Source organism: Gramella sp. MAR_2010_147 (assembly GCF_900105135.1).
In the GTDB taxonomy this organism is placed as follows: domain Bacteria; phylum Bacteroidota; class Bacteroidia; order Flavobacteriales; family Flavobacteriaceae; genus Christiangramia.
Genome location: NZ_LT629741.1, coordinates 2067516 through 2085891 on the forward strand (window position 1 = coordinate 2067516; position 18376 = coordinate 2085891).

Below are 18376 nucleotides of genomic sequence, written 5' to 3' on the forward strand. Positions count from 1 at the left end.
GCCCGGCATTAAAAACTTACTGGTTTAACTATATTTGTATTATAAAATTGAAACTATAATGTCTTTTTCAGATTTATTTGGCTCGGGAGAGCACCTGCGTAATCTTAGTCATTTCGCTTCTATTGTAAATCTTGCTGCTGTAGATGGCGAGATCAATAACGATGAAGAATTACTTCTTAAACGCTTCGCAAGGAAACTTGATATTAGTGAAGATGAATATGCTAAGGTTATTGAAAACCCAAAATCATTTCCACTTTCCGCATACAACAGTATTGAAAGGAGATTGGAACGTCTTCATGACCTATTCAGGATTATCTTCGCCGACCATGAAATTGATAATGAGGAAATTGAGCTTGTTAGAAAATATGCCATAGGTCTTGGGTTCTCAAGCCAGGCTTCAGAAGGCATCATTAAACGTTCTATCCAGATCTTTAGCGGACAGCTAAACTTTGAAGATTATCGTTATTTGCTTGAAAAGGAGAATTCCTGAGACTCAGGATTTGATTTAGCATTTGCCATAAATTCTTCAGCTTTTTCTACCATTTTTATGCTTCCGCAGAAGAATGGTACCCGCTGGTGCAATTCAGTAGGCTCGATATCCATGATTCGTGTAAATCCATCACTGGCCTTTCCGCCTGCTTGTTCCGTGATAAATGCAAAAGGATTACACTCGTAAAGTAATCGAAGTTTCCCTTCACTGGCTTTTGAACTTTTAGGGTACATAAAAATTCCGCCTTTGATCATATTTCTATGGATATCTGAAACCATAGAACCTATATATCTTGAAGTATACGGTCTGTTTCCTTCTTCCTGTTGACAGTATTTAATATAATCTTTAACTCCCTGTGGAAAATGAATATAATTTCCTTCATTAATAGAATATATCTGCCCTTCTTCCGGAAATCTCATATCAGGATGCGACAGATACCAGGAGCCTAAGGCAGGATTCAGCGTAAAACCGTTTACCCCGTGTCCTGTTGTGTAAACCAGCATGGTAGAAGTCCCGTAAATAATATACCCAGCAGCCACCTGCTTATTTCCCGGTTGAAGAAAATCCTCTTTTTGAACTGGTGTTCCAACTGGCGTTACTCGCTGATAAATAGAAAAAATAGTTCCTACAGAAACGTTTACATCGATATTAGAGCTCCCGTCAAGCGGGTCTATTAGTACCACATATTTATTCTGATTATCTCCCTTATGACCTTTAATTTGTATAAAATCGTCATTCTCTTCAGAAGCGATTCCACAAACAATTTCCCGGTTGGTTAAAGTTTGAATAAACTTATTATTAGCGTAAACATCCAGCTTTTGCTGATCTTCTCCCTGAATATTAGTTTCTCCGTAAGCACCAATAATATCTACCAGTCCGGCTTTATTAACTTCATGGTTCACTACTTTTGCAGCAAGTCTTAAAGAATTTATCAATCTCGAAAGTTCTCCCGAAGAGCCCGGGAAATCTGATTGATTTTCAATAATAAATTCTCCGAGAGTCTGATTTTGCTTAGGCATGGATATTTTTATTTTTCGCTGGCTAAAGTATTAAATTTAAACCTTACTACAACGTTTTCGCTCATAAAGTAAATCATTGTTTAGATTTGTGAGGTCAACACAAACGATATGAACTGGATTTTACTCATTATCGCGGGACTATTTGAAGTTGCTTTCGCAGCATGTCTTGGAAAAGCTAAAAATGCTTCTGGAAATGAAGCCACGCTCTGGTATATAGCATTTGTTATATGTCTGGTTATCAGCATGTCTTTACTGGTGAAAGTCACAAAAGAATTACCTATTGGCACCGCTTATGCAGTCTGGACAGGGATTGGAGCAGTAGGAACCGTACTCCTTGGAATTCTGGCATTTAAAGAACCTGCAGGTTTCTGGAGGTTATTCTTTATTAGCACCTTGATCCTGTCTATAGTCGGGTTAAAATTTGTCTCAAACTAATTTATCAATAGAAACTATTTTTCATGGATATCAAGATTAGAAAAGCTGAAAAACAGGATATGCAAAGCGTCCTGGAACTTATCAATGAACTAGCCGTATTTGAAAAAGAGCCCGAGGCAGTGATCATAGATGAAAATGATCTTATAAGAGATGGGTTTGGAGAAAACCCTGCTTTCCATTGTTTTGTTGCTGAAGCTGATGGAAAGATTGAAGGAATGGCGCTTATCTATTTCAGGTACTCTACATGGAAAGGTAAAACGGTGCATCTGGAAGATCTCATTGTAAGAGAAAAATTAAGAGGAAAGGGATTGGGATCTGCTCTTTATACTGAAGTCATAAAATTTGCTGCAGAACAGAAGGTAAAACGTACCGAATGGGTAGTTTTAAACTGGAATACAGATGCTGCAGACTTTTACCGAAGAAGTGGCGCCAATGTCATGGAAGATTGGGATACGGTACAAATGGATGAAAAATCTATGCATCAATATCTTCAGAATAAAGGCATCCTTTAAGACGGCTTTAATAGGCTTATAAATTTCATTCTGTATTTTTGTTAAATATCATAAATGAAGAGTGGACCTTGATGTATTTCAGAATTATATAAATTGATTCAATGCTCATTTAATTGACCTCTAAAAAACACAAAATGGAATATACAATACGCGAAGCCAGAAGGGAAGACATGAGCCATGTTCTGGAACTTATCAAAGAATTGGCAGCTCACGAAAATCATCTTGATGATGTAGAAGTTACTATTGAAGATCTGGAAGAAGAAGGTTTTGACAACGGCAATTTTAAATGCTTTGTAGCTGATGTTTCCGGGAAAATCGAGGGTATGGCTTTGGTATATTTCAGATTTTCTACCTGGAAAGGCAGAACTGTTCATCTGGAAGACCTTATAGTTCGTGAAAGCATGAGAGGTACAGGTCTTGGTGGGGCGCTTTACCAAGAGGTTGTAAAATATGGCCACGATCACGGCGTTAAACGTATAGAATGGGTGGTTTCTGAAGGAAACAGAAATGCCATTGAGTTCTATGAGAATACAGGTGCTGAAATTAAAGAAAGCTGGAAAACCGTGCATATGGAAGAAGGCGGAATTCAAAAAAATGCCACAAAAAAGTGATCAAAATTTTTAAGTTTGGAGGAGCTTCCGTAAAGGATGCCGAAGGAGTCAAAAATCTTATCAAAGTTCTCAATGAGACCGGTAGCGAGAATAAGCTTATCGTGATCTCTGCAATGGGAAAAACCACGAATGCTTTAGAATTAGTGGTAAAAGATTACCTGGGAACAACTAAGATTCCGGCAAGCCTGGAGGAGGTAAAAAATTATCATCGAACTATTATGGAAGCGCTTTTTCCAAACAAAGATGATTCTGTCTATTTTAAAGTTGAAACCTTGTTTTCTGAACTTGAAAATTTCCTTCAGCACAACAAATCAAATCGATACGATTTTGTATACGACCAGATCGTGAGCTTTGGCGAACTCGCTTCTACCACTATTGTAAGTGAATATCTCAATTCTCAAAATTTAAGCACCAACTGGCTTGATGCGCGAAATTTTATAAAAACCGATAGTACTTACCGGGATGCAAAGGTGAATTGGAGCAAAACCCAGGAGCTTGTCCAGGAAAATATAGATCCAAAAAAGCTAAATATCATTCAGGGGTTTATCGCTTCAGATCCTAACAATTTTACCACTACGCTGGGAAGGGAAGGTTCAGATTATTCGGCGGCTATCATGGCTTACTGTCTCAATGCTGAAAATGTCACGATCTGGAAAGATGTTCCCGGAGTTCTGAATGCCGATCCCAGGTTTTTCGAAAATGCACAGTTGCTTAATAATATTTCTTATGAAGAAGCAATAGAACTTGCTTTTTACGGAGCCTCGGTAATACACCCAAAAACACTTCAGCCATTACAGCAAAAAGAAATCCCTCTATTCGTTCGCTCTTTTATAAACCCTTCGGAAGACGGTACTTCAGTAAGTAAAGGGAAAACGATATTTCCTGAAATCCCCTGCTTCATCGTAAAAAAAGACCAGGTGCTTATCTCATTGTCCTCGCTGGATTTTTCATTTATGGTAGAAGAGAATATTTCAGAAATATTCAAACTTTTCCATCAATATCAGATGAAGGTTGATCTTATTCAGAATTCAGCCATTAGTTTCAGGGTTTGCGTAGATAATAAATTCAATCAGCTGGAAAAGCTCATTCAACATTTAAAGGCCCGTTTCAAAGTAAATTATAAGACAGGGGTTTCGCTTTATACGATAAGGCATTTCAATGAAGAAGCCATCAACAGCCTTGAAAAGGACAAAAATGTGCTTTTGAAACAGCTTACTCAGAATACTGTTCAGCTGGTTGCGGAAAACTAAATTTTGATTTCTTACTTTTAACTGAACCAAACCAATGATCTCATGGGAATCGTAAGCGCCAAAGAAGTTGCCAATGTTATGAACCTACGAAAACTTGGGTTCCTTGGAACCGGAATTGGGTGGCTGATTCTAAAAACTACAAAGCTTTCCAGGATCAATAAGGAATATGATAAAAGAAAGGAGCTAAAAGGCACTGAATTTATTGATTCGATATTAAAGGAATTTGATATCGATTTTGAAATTCCGGAGAAAGACCTGAAAAGGATTCCGAAAGAAGGGCCGTTCATTACCATTTCAAATCATCCGCTTGGTGGCATTGACGGCATGATCCTGATGAAACTGGTATTACAAAGCCGGCCAGATTATAAAGTTATCGCTAATTTTTTGCTGCACAGATTAGATCCGCTAAAACCATATATCCTGCCTGTAAATCCTTTTGAAGATCGTAAGGAAGCTAAATCCAGCCTTAGTGGAATGAAAAATGCCATTGGGCATTTGAAAAACGGGCATGCTCTGGGAATATTCCCGGCAGGTGAAGTATCGACTGACAGGGATAAAAGACATATTGTAGACAGAGCCTGGGAACCTTCAGCAATGAAGCTGATTCAAAAATCCAGCGTGCCGGTGATTCCAATTTATTTTCATGCGAAAAACAGTCTCTTTTTCTATCGACTTGCCTCTATGAGCGATGTCTTGAGAACCGCAAAACTTCCCAGTGAAATGCTTTCGCAGCATCGCCGGAAGATAAAAGTAAGAATAGGCCATCCAATTTCAGTAGAAGATCAAAAAGAGCATACAAATCTTGAAGCCTATACTGCATTTTTGCGAAGAAAAACATATATGCTAGCGAATGTCTTTGAAAAAAAGAAATTGCTTTCCAGCCTGCCAAAAACTCTCAAAATTCCGAGGTCTCCAAAAGATATAGCAGAAGAGACGAATTCTGAACTTATGACAATGGAAGTTGAGAATTGCCGGAAAATGGATAAACGCCTTCTTCAAAGCAAAAATTATGAGGTTTTCCTTGCGAAACGTGAGGTGATCCCAAATATTCTCAATGAAATTGGACGTTTACGCGAAATTACTTTTAGAGCGGTTGGCGAAGGGACTAATAACAGCATAGATTTAGACAAATTTGACAATCATTACCACCATCTTTTTCTCTGGGATAATGACGCTGGAAAAATCGCCGGAGCCTATAGGATGGGAATGGGCAGTGAGATTTTCGCCAATCACGGGATCGACGGATTTTATCTTCAGGATCTTTTCAGGTTCGAGCCTGAATTGTATAAAATGATGAGTCAGTCTATCGAGATGGGACGAGCTTTTATCATTAAAGAATACCAGTTAAAACCGATGCCTTTATTCCTATTATGGAAAGGTATTGTGCATTGCACTCTGAGATTCCCGGAGCATAAATATCTTATTGGAGGGGTAACTATCAGTGATAAATTCAGCAATTTCTCCAAATCGCTGATGATCGAATTCATGAAATCTAATTATTACGACCCCTATGTTGCCCAATATGTTCGACCAAAAAAAGAATTTAAGGTAAAACTTGAAGATGCAGATAAGGATCTTGTATTTGATGAAAGTGAAGCTGATCTGAACAAATTTGACAAGATCATCGATGAGCTGGAGCCGGAAAATCTTCGACTTCCCGTACTTATAAAGAAATATATCAAACAAAATGCAAAGGTGGTTGCATTTAATGTAGATCCTCTTTTCAATGATGCCGTAGATGGCTTGATGTATATTAGAATTGCCGATCTTCCTGAAAGCACTGTAAAACCGGTTATGGAAGAATTTCAAAAAGAACTGGAAGACAAGGCTGCCTCAATGAGATGAGTTGTTGGTAGAATGTGAAAGATTAAATCTTAGCATGAATTATTTTTTTTTAAACTGGAATCTTCGAACTCTGAAGCTCCGAACCTGTTAATATACTGTTATTCCAAAGCCATCGCTGGGCAATCTTTCTATTCCTCCGTATCTTGTAAAATGTAAAAATGACAGAAAAACTATGGAAAATATATTAATTGCCGGGGCAACCGGTCATACTGGAAAAAGGGTTATTGAAATTCTAAATAATTCTGAAAGTTTTAATCCGCTGGCTCTTATCAGAAAAGAAGAGCAAAGACAGCAATTTGAAGATATGGAGGTAGAAGCCGTGATGGGTGATCTTGAAGGAGATGTAAGCCACACGATGAAAGGTATTGATAAAGTGATCTTCGCAGCTGGTTCAGGAGGAAGCACAGGAAAAGATAAAACCATTGCTGTAGACCTGGAAGGTGCCAAAAAATTGATTGATGCCGCCAAAGCAGCAAATGTGAAAAAATTTGTAATGCTAAGCTCTATGGGAGCCGATGATCCTTCAAAAAATGAAGACCTAAAGCATTATTTAGAGGCTAAAAAAGAAGCTGATGAATACTTAAAAGAAAGCGGACTCAGTTATACCATTTTTCGTCCCGGAGCACTTACCGATGATCTTGGACTGGCAAAAGTTAAAGTGGCTAAAGGTTCTTTGAATGAAAGAGGTGAAATATCCAGAGATGATGTTGCTTTTATACTCGTAATGTCACTGGCAGACCCATTGGTGAAAAATATAACTTTTGAAGCTATTGAAGGTGAAGAGTCTATAAAGTCTGCACTTATTGAACTAAGTCAGTTAGGTTAGATAGCACCAATATTATTATTTAAAAACCTTGTAGAAGTTAGCTTCTGCAAGGTTTTTTTTATTTCCAATGAATATTAGGAAGTATACCTAAAAGTCATTACGAACTAAGAGAAGTAATCTTTCAATTTAATTATGGGTAAACCTATGCAAATTGCTTTCGCTCGAAATGTCAAAAAAATCATCATGCTGAACTTGATTCATCATCTTTGGAGACCCTGAAACAAGTTCAGGGTGAGACATAGCCAGGTTTGAAAATTCAACAATACCTAATCTTTTTTCTCCTGATCAAGAAATACCTGATCTACAGGTTCCCAAAGTTCAATCTTATTTCCTTCAGGATCCATGACCCAGCCAAACTTACCGTAATCATAGGTTTCCATTTCTCCCACAACTTCAACACCTTCTTCTTTTAGCACTTTCAGTAATTCCTCAAGATTTTCCACCCTGAAGTTCATCATGAATTGCTTTTGTGAAGGCTTATAATAATCGGTATCCTCACTCATGGGGCTCCATTGTGTTGAGCAGTCATTACCCTCTTTATCCTTCCACCAGAACGTACAGCCATATTGATCGGTATTAAGACCAAGATGTTCATTATACCATTTCTTTACGTTGTCCGGATCTTTAGATTTAAAGAAAAATCCGCCTAAACCTGTTACCCTGTTTTTCATGATTTCTATGGTTTTTCCGCATCACCTTCGCCAAAGGCTGCGATAATTTTATCTGCGATTACTGTTGCAAGACCTTCATGAGATTCTTTAGTCCATCCTGCCACATGTGGACTCAATAAAGTATGGGGCATGAACATTAATTCTCTTAGGGCTTCGGGAATAGGATCGGCAGCACTAATAGAAACATTCTTTTTATTACTGAAAAGGCTTTCAAAAGATGCTTTTTCATATTCCAGTACATCCAGGCCTGCTCCTAATATTTTTTCTTCCTTGAGAGCTTCCACCAAATCTGCTGTTACCACACTTTTTCCTCTTGCCGTATTGATGAACCAGAATGGCTTCTTGAATTTACTGATAAATTCTTTATTGAACATATGTTCCGTTTCTTCAGTCAGTGGAAAATGCAAACTCACCACATCTGCTTTTTCACAGAACTCATTATATTCCACCTGGCGGGCATTCTCATCGGCAATTCCTTCCTTGATATCATAGAATATCACATCTACGTCAAACCCCCTTAGTTTTTTGGCAAAGGCTTTTCCCATATTTCCGTAACCAATAAGCCCTACTGTTTTGCCATCTAATTCAACACCGCGATTCTCTTCACGATGCCAAAGACCTTCACGAACCTCTTTATCAGCTTTATTAAGCTTGTTGAATAGCGATAACAGCATTCCCAGCGAATGTTCCCCTACGGCATTTCTATTTCCTTCTGGCGCTGAAAAAAGTTGAATTCCTCTTTCTTTCGCGTACTCTACATCTATACTTTCCAGACCGGCGCCAACCCGGGCAATAAATTTAAGGTTTGGAGCAGCATCAATAAATTCCCGATCAATCTTATAGCGACTTCTAATTACAATTCCGTCGTATAAATGTTGATTTTGAAGTGTCTCTTCTCTGGTTTGTTCGTATCCTTCAATATTGTGATGCCCGGCCTCTTCCAGCTTTTTCATCAAGGTTGGATGATTGGTATCGGCATGCAGAATAATCATATTCTTTTCTTTTTCAAATTAGTTATAAAATAGCATTCTCCGTAGTTTCAGCTATCTACCAAAAACGGAACTTGCAAATTTAAAGAATGATTATCAACCGTCGAAAAAATAGGGAAGTATTCTAAAACCCAAGGATGGTTTTCGCCAGGAAGAAGAAAATAAAGATTCCGAAAATATCATTACTGGTAGTGATAAAAGGCCCTGTAGCGATCGCCGGATCGATGCCTTGTTTATCAAGTATTATAGGCACAAAAGTACCTATAAGCGCGGCCAATATGATCACTGTGATCAAAGCCAGTGCAATGGTTAAGCTTACAATTTGGGGTTGTCCCACAATAAAGCCAAAAAGAATCACCAGAATTCCCAAAACTACTCCGTTAATCAAAGTAAGACCTATTTCCTTTAATAGCCTGTTAAATAAACTGCCTTTTAAATTATCATTAGCAAGCCCCTGCACGATGATCGCACTGGACTGTACCCCAACATTCCCTGCCATCGCAGCAATTAATGGAGTAAAGAAGAAAAGCTCTACATAATTTGCCAGGGCTTCTTCAAAGCCTTTCATTACATACACAGCACCAAGACCTCCAAACAAGCCTAAAATTAACCATGGTAAACGTGCCCTTGTTAATCTCCAGATACTCGCATCTGCCTCTACATCTTCAGAGATACCTGCCGCCATCTGGTAATCTTTCTCTGCCTCTTCCTTTACAAAATCTAAAATATCATCAATGGTAATTCTACCAACCAAACGATTCATTTCGTCCACTACCGGAATGGCTTCCAGATCATATTTCTGCATAATCCTGGCTACTTCCTCACCTTCGGTATGCACATTTACAAAATCTACCTGCGGAATATAAATATCACTTATGTTGGCATCACTGGATGCGGTAAGTAGATCCTTTAGTGAGAGCCTCCCTTTTAATTTGTTTTTATCATCTACCACATAAATCGAATGCACACGGGTCACATTTTCAGCCTGTTTGCGCATTTCAGCCATACAGCCAGTAACGCTCCAGTTTTCATTTACCCTAACCAGCTCTTTTGCCATCAAACCACCAGCAGAATCTTCATCATAACGTAATAGCTCCACAATATCATCTGCGTGCTGTTCGTCTTTTATTTCGGAAATTACATCCTGCTGTAATTCAAGGGAAAGTTCAGAGATGATATCTGCTGCATCATCAGTATCCATCTCGTTAAGCTCTGATGCGATCTCCCTTGCAGACAGATTTTCAAGAATTCGTTCCCTAACTCCTTCTTCCAGCTCCATAAGAGCCTCTGCTGTCTTTTCACTGTCAAGAAGCTTAACAAGGTACGTAGCTTCTTCAAGATTTAATTCAGTAAGAATTTCAGCAATATCGGCATGGTGCACTTCTTCCAGGTGCAGCAACAATTCCTCATTGTTTTGTTCTTCAATGAGGTACTGTATCTTATCTATTAATTCTTCAGTTATTTGAAATTGCATACGGCTCAATTTTTTGTGTCAGCTCAATAAACTGCTGGAAACCGAGTTGCTCCGGCCGAAGGCCAAAGATAGTATCTTCCCTTAAATTATCTGGAAGATTAAGACTTTTTAAACTATTGCGCAACGTCTTTCTACGCTGGTTAAAGGAAGTTTTAACGATTCTGAAAAACAATTTTTCGTTGCAATCCAGACTGAAATTTTCTTTTCTTCGTAATCGCAAAACTCCACTATCTACTTTTGGCGGCGGATTAAAAACTGAAGGCGGAACCGTGAACAGATATTCTGCTTCATAAAATGCCTGCGTAAGCACACTTAAAATTCCGTAAGTTTTGTTTCCCTCCTTTTCACAGATACGTTTCGCAACTTCTTTTTGGAACATTCCTGAAAATTCAGGAATCTGATCCCGCATTTGAAGCACTTTAAAAACGATCTGCGTTGAAATATTATAAGGAAAATTCCCAATTACGGCAAATTGTTCTTCTCTGAATATCTGGCCAAGGTCATGCTTTAAAAAATCTTTTTCATGAATGCGACCTCGCAAATGTAAATAATGACTTTCAAGATATTCCACACTCTCTGTATCGATCTCGATCACATGAACCTCTGTATCCTTTTCCAGAAGATATTTGGTAAGCACCCCCATTCCTGGGCCTATTTCCAGAACCTTCTCGTAATTATCGTAGCTTAAGGTATCTGCTATCTTCGCCGCGATATTCTCATCGGTAAGAAAATGTTGTCCCAGATGTTTTTTGGCTCTAACATCAGATGAATTTCCCTGAGGAGCGCGGTGTTTATCTTTCATAATAATAATTTGACGCAGAAATTACTGCTCGGTGATCACTTCCAGTTCAGTTCTAAACGCTACAAATTTACCTTCAAAGGCTTTTGATCTAGAACGCATTTCGTCAGCATTTTCAGTATAATACTTCTCCAGCATCTCTTTACTCTCTGTAGTATATTGTACAGAATAAGTAATTCCGCCCATAGCCTCCTGCACCAAAACTTTCGTCATTAAAGCTTTTGTAAATTTTTTAGTCGCCAGCATATCTGGAATATGCTCTTCTTTCATCCATTTTATCCACTTATCATGAATATCCTCCTGAACGTTAATGGTAACGTTATATATGATCATATCTAGAATTTTAAATTTTGGAATTACTCTATAATGTCTCCACGAAGCATCCTGTATTTTTTACGTGCTTCCACAAAATAAATACTATCGGCAAAGTTAAAGATAATTTGTTCGTAAAGCGACTTTGCCTTTTCAGGATCCTCAAGTTGATTTGCATACAATTCCGCAAGAAAATAATGAGCGTTGTCAGAAAGTATATCATCATTAAATGAGTTGATGATCTCAAGATAATTTTTTTCTGCTTTTTCAAAATTCTGTTCTTCTTCGAATAATTTTGCCTGACTCAGTAATGCCTCATCTTCTATCTTTTCACCTTTATGATATACAAGGATTGAATCTAATTCCTGTATAGCTTCACTGTACTTTTTCTGAAAAGTAAGCAGGTCTGCATGGGCAAATTTCTTCAATGCAGTTTGTGTAGAATCTTCCAGGGAGTTATCACTGATTAGCAAGCTCAGTTCCATGGCATCATTCGCGATTAACTGTGAAGTAGAAGATTTTAAAATATCAAGCTGAGTCTTGGCCCATTCAAAATCACCCTTATAATAACTGGTCTTTGCAACTTTAAACCTCGCATTCTGAGAAATGACATCATTTTTCACAAGGTTTTGAATCTGCGAATAATAAATAAGCGCTTCGTTAAACTTTTCCTGAACCACCAAAATATCTGCCATCGCCATTTTCACCTTAGCGGTATTAAATTTATCCGGACTAATCTCAGCAGATCTTTTCAGCAATGAGATTGCTTCCTCTTTTTTATCTAAACTAAAAGCAATAAAATTGGCATAGTCTATCTGAACATCCAGTGTTTCCAGGCTATATCCATATTCCTCTAAAAGTGATTTAAAATCTTCTTCTACTTTTGCCAAATCTTCACGACCGCTTGTTTCCTGCTTAATATTTAAAAGAAAATGCCTTGCCTGAAGGTTGAAGGTCCTGGAGGGCGACTCTTCAATAGCATAACCAATAATTTCTTCAGCGGTTTCAAACTCCTCGGCTTCCCTGGCCAGAACTGCCAGATTCAGGATACCCTGCAAAGAATTTTCGCTTCTTTTAAAAATAGCACGCTCCTGCGCAAAGGCTTTATCAAAGTCCTTTTGCTGGATAAATAACCAGCTCAACATTTCATTATAAAGTAGTTGTGGATCCTCCTGCAGTCGCTTCAGCAATAATTTTCTAAATATGATATTGGCTTCAGACTGTGCATCTTCAGAAATATAACGGTTAAATTCCCTGTTCGCGATCCCGTAGAATTTCATGTCATCCTCTATAAGGTCCAGGTAATTGCTGAACATCTCTTCAATTTTACCCTGTTCCCCATAAATACGTGCAAGTTGAAGATTATAATTTCTATCAACACTTTTTTCCATGGCCCATTCATAGGCTTTCGCTGCATAATCTAATAAATTATACTGCTCAAAACCCCTGGCAATAGCATAGGCATAATTTGGCCTGGACTCTATGGCCTGTAAGGCTTCATCGTAAAATCGTTTAGCTTTTTCCTCGTTGTTCTGGAGTTCGAAATTATGACCTAATTCAATAAGAATGGAAGGATTGTTGGCCGAGCGGCTAAGACGTTCCATTAACATCTTTTCAGCTTCCTCAAAATTTTCCATCTGCTGGTTCGCAGAAACTACTCCATTAAAATATACCGGATTGGCAGGGTTTCCCTCATAAAGTTTCTGGTAGATCTTTAGTGCCTTTTCATATTCACCCTGATCAAAAAAATTCTTTGCCAGCTGTTCACTTTGAGCATAAAGTCCACAACCAGCTAACCACCATAAAGCCATAAAAACAAAACAGCGCATATGTAAATATAAACATTTGCGCTGTTTTAAAATGGTGATAAAGAGATTAATCTATCATATCGAATCCGCAGTAAGGGACTAATACTTCAGGTACTTTGATCCCGTTTTCGGTTTGATAGTTTTCCAGGATTCCTGCCAGCACTCTTGGCAGTGCAAGCGCACTTCCATTAAGAGTATGAACCAGCTCCTTTTGGTTCTCTTTATTTTTATATCTCAATTTCAGTCTATTCGCCTGGAAATTCTCGACGTTAGAAACAGAACTAATTTCCAGCCAGCGATCCTGCGCGGTAGAGAATACTTCAAAATCTAAAGTCAGGGCGGCAGTAAATCCAAGATCGCCGCCGCAAAGTCTTAAAATTCTATACGGTAATTTTAGCTCTTTAAGCAATCCTTTAATATGGTCTACCATACTATCCAGAGCTGCATAAGAATTTTCAGGTGTTTCCAGTCTTACGATCTCCACTTTATCAAACTGATGTAAACGGTTTAATCCACGAACATGGGCGCCGTAAGAACCTGCCTCTCTCCTGAAACATGGCGTATAGCCGGTACATAGAACTGGAAAATCCTTTTCATTCATTAATCTGCCTCTGAACATATTGGTCATAGGGACTTCAGAAGTGGGAATTAGATAGAGATCATCTTCAGTAACATGATACATCTGCCCTTCTTTATCTGGTAACTGGCCTGTTCCAAGACCAGAAGCCTCATTTACCATTAACGGTAATTGATATTCAGTATAGCCTGCTTCTATAGCTTTATCCAGAAACCATGTGATCAGGGCTCGTTGAAGTCTCGCTCCTTTACCTTTATAAACAGGGAATCCTGCCCCGGTGACTTTATTTCCCAGTTCAAAATCTATAATATCATACTTTTTAGCAAGTTCCCAGTGAGGCAGTGAACCTTCAGCAAGAACAGGAATATCTCCCTCTTTATAGATCTCTTCATTGTCTTCCTCGGTCTTTCCTGCAGGAACAGATTTATGCGGAATATTTGGGATCGTATAAAGTAAGTTTTGAAGATCTGAAACCGTAGAAGTAAGCTTTTCTGAAAGCTCTTTAGACTCTTCCTTTAATTTTCCGGTTTTTTCTTTTAAAACATTCGCCTTTTGGTGTTCTCCATTTTTAAACATCAATCCAATCTCTTTGGACATTTTATTAGAAGTCGCCAGCGTTTCATCCAGCTTTGCCTGTGTAGACCTTCTGGTTTCATCCAGAGTTAATACCTGTTCAAAAATATCTTCTGCGTTAAAGTTCCTTTTTTTAAGGGCTTTAATGTAGTTCTCTTTATGTTCTGCAATATTTGAAACCTGTAACATAAGGCCGTTTTATTTACCGTTTATAATTTTTTCTAAGCAGCAAATGTAACAAAAGCCGGTAAGATAATTACTCCGAATTTGAGGGAAGAATCCAGTCATGATGTTGAAAATGCTGCCATTCTTCTGCTGCAAGATCTACTTTCGGGTCAATAAGTGGTTTGTAAGGTCCACCGTTTACGCTAATTTTTCCTTCCGCATAGATCTCGACCTTCTTTCCTTTTTTAGCATACTCTTCTTCAATACGCTGTGAGAACTGCCAGATCATATCTGGTTTTGTGGGAATTGCCCGTAATTGCTTTCGTGATAGATACTCTTCTTTATCAATAAAAATCGTATCGCTGGTTCCCTTTTCTACCACTTTAAAAGCAATTCTTCCGCTTTTTCCGCGTAGCATCATACGCCAGCTTAGACGATGACCTTCTTCTGTCCAGAGCACATCATCCTGAAAGAACCAGTGTCTTAAAGGAAGGGCCAGCTGAATGATAAACCAAACACTCATCGCACCTATCAAAAAATTCCGGTATGAAGGAATTATGATCTCTCCTTTATCGTAATACCTCTTTTTATTCCGCAGAAACCATTTATTGATCTTTTCAGGGGGAAAAAAGAAAATGCAAAAAGCAAGTGACATATATGGGAAAATACCAATATGGAAAATAAAACTGTTGAAAAGATGAAAAAAGATCGCAGCCAGAAACACCGCTAACCTGGTTCTTTTCCAGAGTAGTAATGGAATAATTAACAGATCGAAAAGCAAGCCGAAATAGGCGATCGCATATCTAATCCAGCCCTGCTGAAGAAATTCTCCCACCAGCCAGTAATCTGCTTTTGATCGCATTAGCAAAGCAGGGAAACTTCCATCAAGCCAGTCTGGGTACAGTTTTGCTATTGATGCATATGTATAAACGATAAAAAGCTGCAAAACAATGACAACCCAAACCCAGCGAGGCATGGAAACCCTGCTTGTTTCGGGATTTATCTTCGCATCTAATGAACACCAGCGGTGAGCCGGTAAAAAACTCATAATAAAGCACAATAACATCAACAGGTAATAATGATTATTGTAGGAAGATTTCTGCATTAAATATACCGCAGACCACATGATCCCATAGCAAATGATACTAAGCCTGTATTTAAAACCTAGCATCACAAAAATTCCAAAAACACCCATTACGCCATAGTACCAAAGCATTCCGTTGCCGGGTAAAGGCTGCAGAAATTCAAAACCTATAAAATTAAAAGTGAAATCGGGCTCTATAAGTGTTCTTCGTATCCAACCAGTGAAGATGGCTCCAAATGCTTCGATGGCAATTAAAAAGCCAAATAGCACCCGGAAGACGACCAATGCTGAATTGTCGACTTGTTTAAAAAGCCACCTGTTAAGCATGGTTATCTTTTAAATATTGTTTAGAAAATGCCTGGTCCTGTCTCATTGCGATCTTAAGATCGTCTACCGAAGAGAATTTCTTTTCATCACGAATTCTAACAAGTAATTCCAGTTCAATCTCTTTACCATACAAATCTTGATCGAGATCAAAAAAATAAGACTCTATGGTTTTCTCTTTTCCACCCACGGTTGGGTTGGTGCCAATGTTCATCATTCCCCTTACGTCCACTCCATCAATTCTGGTTTGTACCACATAAACACCATTTTTTGGAATGAGTTTGTAATCTTCAGCAATTTCAAGATTGGCTGTTGGGAAACCAAGATCCTTGCCTATACCACGGCCTTTAACAATAGTTCCATTTAAAGTAAAAGGATGCTGAAGGTACATATTGGCTCTTTCTACACGCCCCTCTAATAATGCATTCCTTATTTTGGTAGAGCTTACCGCAACCTGTTCTACATCCTGCTGTGAGATCTCTTCTACTTCAAAGCCAAAATCTCGCCCAAATTGTTTTAAATCATTAATGTCTGCAGTGCGGTTACGACCAAAACGATGGTCATAGCCAATAATGATCTTTTTTGCCTTTAATTTATTCACCAGAATATCCCGAACAAATTCCAGCGCTGTAAGTCTTGAAAATTGATGCGTAAAAGGATGTACCACTAAATGATCTATCCCGGTTTGCTGCAGTAACTTTTTACGCTCCTCTATGGTATTAATAAGCTGAATTCCACTTTCCTTTTGCAAAACCATTCTGGGATGTGGAAAAAAAGTAAGCACTACGGAATCCAGGCTGTTTGCATTTGCAGAGTTTACAAGGCGTTCAATAATTTTTCTATGTCCTGCATGAACCCCGTCAAAAGTACCAATAGTGACCACCGTTTGACGTTCACTTATAAATGAGTTTGCTCCTTTATGCTCTTTCAATTTCTGCTATTTTCCGTTAAATGTATTCATTGTATTGGAAACACCCGCGGTTCCGAAAGATTGTATCAATTTTGCTGAAGTTTTTAGACGCTCGGGCATTTTACTCTCCTCATCATCGCCCCATTCCCCCAGAACATAATTCACCTGATTCCCTTTCGAGAATTCATCACTGATCCCGAATCTAAAACGATTATATTTCGTGGTATTTAATTGTGCCTGTATATCTTTTAGGCCATTATGGCCACCATCGCTCCCTTTGGTCTTCAATCTCAAGGTTCCGAAGGCAAGATTTAGATCATCTGTAACAATCAGCAGGTTTTCAATGGAAATCTTCTCCTTCTGCATCCAGTAATTCACGGCTTTACCGCTTAAATTCATATACGTACTCGGCTTCAGTAAAATGAAAGTTCTTCCTTTAAATTTAAAACTTGCTACATCGCCAAGCTTTTGAGTTTCAAAAGTGACTTCCTTTTCACGGGCCAGTTCGTCCAGAATCCTGAAACCTATATTATGCCTGGTATTTTCGTATTTAGGACCAATATTTCCCAGGCCAACGATTAAAAATTTCTTCATGGGATCTATGTTCTCGCCAGTCTTTGTTTTTCCTAAAATCCTTCCGAAGAATGAAAGCATCTAATTCGTGTTTTAGTAAAGATAAAATTAATCAGATACTTTTAAATTAGAAAAACAAAACCGAAGTTTTAAGTTTCATCTATAACTGCAAAAAACAGTTCTAATCTCTCCAAAAGAGAAACGATGAGGAATGAAGCTGTCTCAAAAATTATATTTTTGGACAACTTCAATTATTAGATTAAATAAAAAAGCATTCCGAAATCGGTCTGACCCGAAAGGAATGCTTTTTAAATATATTCAAAAGAAGCTTATTCTTTATCTTCTCCTTCTTTTACAGCTGCCTGATCGTCAACTTCAGTTGCTGGCACTTCATCTGCTGCTACTTCATCTTCGTCTTCATCATCTTCTAGTTCAACAAGGTTACGAGATGTTCTTACCTGACAAATTACCGTGTTATCTGGATGCTGAATTACAAAATCTTTGCTATCTACACCAGTTACATAAAGCTTCTGACCAATTTTAAGTTTGGTTACATTCGCAACGATATAATCTGGAAGATCTCCAGGCAATCCTCTTACTTTAAGACGACGCAGGTTGTATCTTAATACACCACCGTTCTTAACCCCTCTTGCAACACCTTCAGTGTGGATTGGGATTTCCATAGTAATTGGCTTATCACCAAAGATCTGGTAGAAATCTATATGAAGAATAGCATCTGTTACAGGGTGAAATTGAATATCCTGCAGGATAGCGTCATAAGACTCTCCACTTTTCAATTTAATTTTTACAGTATGTACATCTGGTGTATACACTAAGTTCTGGAATGATTTTTCCTCTGCTGCAAAGTGTAGTGGATCACCTTCTACCCCGTACAATACGCAAGGAACCTCTCCAGCATTACGTAAAGCTTTCGTTGCCTTCTTGCCTACGCTTTCTCTTTTAGATCCGTTGATCGTAATTGATTTCATTTGTATATTTTAAATTACTATTAGCAAATGTTGTCTGGTCACTTAATGGACTGCCTTCATTTGCGCAAAAATTTCAGGATGCAAAAGTAGGTCTTTTTATTTATCTATAAAACCCTGTAGCTTAAAAAGTTCTGCGGAAT

19 protein-coding genes are annotated in these 18376 nt (G+C 38.2%); 7 read left to right on the top strand and 12 right to left on the bottom strand.

Going from position 1 to position 18376, the window contains the following annotated elements; translation table 11 throughout:
- Positions 1-58: 58 nt before the first annotated feature.
- On the top strand, positions 59-490 hold the full coding sequence (locus BLT95_RS09325; protein ID WP_089665824.1) for a TerB family tellurite resistance protein: 432 nt from the start codon (positions 59-61) through the stop codon (positions 488-490).
- Here BLT95_RS09325 and fbp read toward each other — a convergent pair.
- Positions 463-1509 carry a class 1 fructose-bisphosphatase gene (gene fbp / locus BLT95_RS09330; RefSeq protein ID WP_089665825.1) on the bottom strand — a complete coding sequence of 349 codons (1047 nt, stop codon included), beginning with the start codon at positions 1507-1509 and terminating at the stop codon, positions 463-465. The genes BLT95_RS09325 and fbp overlap by 28 nt on opposite strands.
- A gap of 108 nt (positions 1510-1617) precedes the next feature.
- Between fbp and BLT95_RS09335 the strand changes: the two genes are divergently transcribed.
- The 6 genes from BLT95_RS09335 (at position 1618) to BLT95_RS09360 (ending at position 6988) form a co-directional block, all read left to right on the top strand.
- Entirely contained in the window at positions 1618-1944 is a 327-nt protein-coding gene (locus tag BLT95_RS09335; protein WP_089665826.1) for a multidrug efflux SMR transporter, read from the top strand.
- A gap of 23 nt (positions 1945-1967) precedes the next feature.
- Positions 1968-2456, top strand: coding sequence for a GNAT family N-acetyltransferase (locus BLT95_RS09340; protein ID WP_089665827.1), 489 nt, complete (start codon positions 1968-1970; stop codon positions 2454-2456).
- Positions 2457-2590: 134 nt separating this feature from the next.
- Positions 2591-3067: a GNAT family N-acetyltransferase gene (locus BLT95_RS09345; RefSeq protein ID WP_089665828.1), complete on the top strand. Its 477-nt coding sequence runs from the start codon at positions 2591-2593 to the stop codon at positions 3065-3067.
- Positions 3067-4317: an aspartate kinase gene (locus BLT95_RS09350; protein ID WP_089666894.1), complete on the top strand. Its 1251-nt coding sequence runs from the start codon at positions 3067-3069 to the stop codon at positions 4315-4317. Before BLT95_RS09345 ends, BLT95_RS09350 begins: the two co-directional genes overlap by 1 nt.
- 42 nt (positions 4318-4359) lie before the next feature.
- A complete protein-coding gene (locus BLT95_RS09355; protein WP_089665829.1) occupies positions 4360-6162 on the top strand; it encodes a lysophospholipid acyltransferase family protein in 1803 nt (600 codons plus the stop codon).
- A gap of 172 nt (positions 6163-6334) precedes the next feature.
- A complete protein-coding gene (locus BLT95_RS09360) occupies positions 6335-6988 on the top strand; it encodes an SDR family oxidoreductase (protein WP_089665830.1) in 654 nt (217 codons plus the stop codon).
- 266 nt (positions 6989-7254) lie between these two features.
- Here the strand turns inward: BLT95_RS09360 and BLT95_RS09365 are convergent, their stop codons facing one another.
- The 11 genes from BLT95_RS09365 to BLT95_RS09415 all read right to left on the bottom strand — a co-directional run bounded on the left by BLT95_RS09365 (position 7255) and on the right by BLT95_RS09415 (position 18236).
- On the bottom strand, positions 7255-7659 hold the full coding sequence (locus BLT95_RS09365; RefSeq protein WP_089665831.1) for a VOC family protein: 405 nt from the start codon (positions 7657-7659) through the stop codon (positions 7255-7257).
- Positions 7660-7664: 5 nt separating this feature from the next.
- Positions 7665-8651, bottom strand: a complete 987-nt coding sequence (locus tag BLT95_RS09370) for a 2-hydroxyacid dehydrogenase (RefSeq protein ID WP_089665832.1) — start codon at positions 8649-8651, stop codon at positions 7665-7667.
- A 121-nt stretch (positions 8652-8772) separates the two neighbouring features.
- The gene (gene mgtE / locus BLT95_RS09375; RefSeq protein WP_089665833.1) at positions 8773-10122 is read right to left on the bottom strand and encodes a magnesium transporter; all 1350 of its coding nucleotides are present in this window, start codon (positions 10120-10122) and stop codon (positions 8773-8775) included.
- Positions 10103-10924 carry a 16S rRNA (adenine(1518)-N(6)/adenine(1519)-N(6))-dimethyltransferase RsmA gene (gene rsmA, locus BLT95_RS09380; RefSeq protein WP_089665834.1) on the bottom strand — a complete coding sequence of 274 codons (822 nt, stop codon included), beginning with the start codon at positions 10922-10924 and terminating at the stop codon, positions 10103-10105. The genes mgtE and rsmA overlap by 20 nt, the downstream gene beginning before the upstream one ends.
- Before the next feature lie 21 nt (positions 10925-10945).
- Entirely contained in the window at positions 10946-11254 is a 309-nt protein-coding gene (locus tag BLT95_RS09385; protein ID WP_089665835.1) for a DUF4286 family protein, read from the bottom strand.
- Positions 11255-11277: 23 nt separating this feature from the next.
- A complete protein-coding gene (locus BLT95_RS09390; protein WP_089665836.1) occupies positions 11278-13062 on the bottom strand; it encodes a tetratricopeptide repeat protein in 1785 nt (594 codons plus the stop codon).
- A gap of 46 nt (positions 13063-13108) precedes the next feature.
- The gene (gene serS / locus BLT95_RS09395; RefSeq protein ID WP_089665837.1) at positions 13109-14380 is read right to left on the bottom strand and encodes a serine--tRNA ligase; all 1272 of its coding nucleotides are present in this window, start codon (positions 14378-14380) and stop codon (positions 13109-13111) included.
- A gap of 67 nt (positions 14381-14447) precedes the next feature.
- On the bottom strand, positions 14448-15767 hold the full coding sequence (locus BLT95_RS09400) for an HTTM domain-containing protein (RefSeq protein ID WP_089665838.1): 1320 nt from the start codon (positions 15765-15767) through the stop codon (positions 14448-14450).
- Positions 15760-16695: a bifunctional riboflavin kinase/FAD synthetase gene (locus BLT95_RS09405; RefSeq protein WP_089665839.1), complete on the bottom strand. Its 936-nt coding sequence runs from the start codon at positions 16693-16695 to the stop codon at positions 15760-15762. Before BLT95_RS09405 ends, BLT95_RS09400 begins: the two co-directional genes overlap by 8 nt.
- Positions 16696-16701: 6 nt before the next feature.
- Complete coding sequence (gene pth / locus BLT95_RS09410; protein ID WP_089665840.1) at positions 16702-17328, bottom strand: aminoacyl-tRNA hydrolase; 627 nt, start codon at positions 17326-17328, stop codon at positions 16702-16704.
- Positions 17329-17576: 248 nt separating this feature from the next.
- A complete protein-coding gene (locus BLT95_RS09415) occupies positions 17577-18236 on the bottom strand; it encodes a 50S ribosomal protein L25/general stress protein Ctc (RefSeq protein WP_089665841.1) in 660 nt (219 codons plus the stop codon).
- Positions 18237-18376: the final 140 nt, after the last annotated feature.

What these genes read in the sequence shown, in the direction of transcription:
- BLT95_RS09325 (WP_089665824.1), top strand. Translation starts at nt 59, where the DNA reads ATGTCTTTTTCAGATTTATTTGGCTCGGGAGAGCACCTGCGTAATCTT.
- fbp (WP_089665825.1), bottom strand. Translation starts at nt 1,509, where the DNA reads ATGCCTAAGCAAAATCAGACTCTCGGAGAATTTATTATTGAAAATCAA.
- BLT95_RS09335 (WP_089665826.1), top strand. Translation starts at nt 1,618, where the DNA reads ATGAACTGGATTTTACTCATTATCGCGGGACTATTTGAAGTTGCTTTC.
- BLT95_RS09340 (WP_089665827.1), top strand. Translation starts at nt 1,968, where the DNA reads ATGGATATCAAGATTAGAAAAGCTGAAAAACAGGATATGCAAAGCGTC.
- BLT95_RS09345 (WP_089665828.1), top strand. Translation starts at nt 2,591, where the DNA reads ATGGAATATACAATACGCGAAGCCAGAAGGGAAGACATGAGCCATGTT.
- BLT95_RS09355 (WP_089665829.1), top strand. Translation starts at nt 4,360, where the DNA reads ATGGGAATCGTAAGCGCCAAAGAAGTTGCCAATGTTATGAACCTACGA.
- BLT95_RS09360 (WP_089665830.1), top strand. Translation starts at nt 6,335, where the DNA reads ATGGAAAATATATTAATTGCCGGGGCAACCGGTCATACTGGAAAAAGG.
- BLT95_RS09365 (WP_089665831.1), bottom strand. Translation starts at nt 7,659, where the DNA reads ATGAAAAACAGGGTAACAGGTTTAGGCGGATTTTTCTTTAAATCTAAA.
- BLT95_RS09370 (WP_089665832.1), bottom strand. Translation starts at nt 8,651, where the DNA reads ATGATTATTCTGCATGCCGATACCAATCATCCAACCTTGATGAAAAAG.
- mgtE (WP_089665833.1), bottom strand. Translation starts at nt 10,122, where the DNA reads ATGCAATTTCAAATAACTGAAGAATTAATAGATAAGATACAGTACCTC.
- rsmA (WP_089665834.1), bottom strand. Translation starts at nt 10,924, where the DNA reads ATGAAAGATAAACACCGCGCTCCTCAGGGAAATTCATCTGATGTTAGA.
- BLT95_RS09385 (WP_089665835.1), bottom strand. Translation starts at nt 11,254, where the DNA reads ATGATCATATATAACGTTACCATTAACGTTCAGGAGGATATTCATGAT.
- BLT95_RS09390 (WP_089665836.1), bottom strand. Translation starts at nt 13,062, where the DNA reads ATGCGCTGTTTTGTTTTTATGGCTTTATGGTGGTTAGCTGGTTGTGGA.
- serS (WP_089665837.1), bottom strand. Translation starts at nt 14,380, where the DNA reads ATGTTACAGGTTTCAAATATTGCAGAACATAAAGAGAACTACATTAAA.
- BLT95_RS09400 (WP_089665838.1), bottom strand. Translation starts at nt 15,767, where the DNA reads ATGCTTAACAGGTGGCTTTTTAAACAAGTCGACAATTCAGCATTGGTC.
- pth (WP_089665840.1), bottom strand. Translation starts at nt 17,328, where the DNA reads ATGCTTTCATTCTTCGGAAGGATTTTAGGAAAAACAAAGACTGGCGAG.
- BLT95_RS09415 (WP_089665841.1), bottom strand. Translation starts at nt 18,236, where the DNA reads ATGAAATCAATTACGATCAACGGATCTAAAAGAGAAAGCGTAGGCAAG.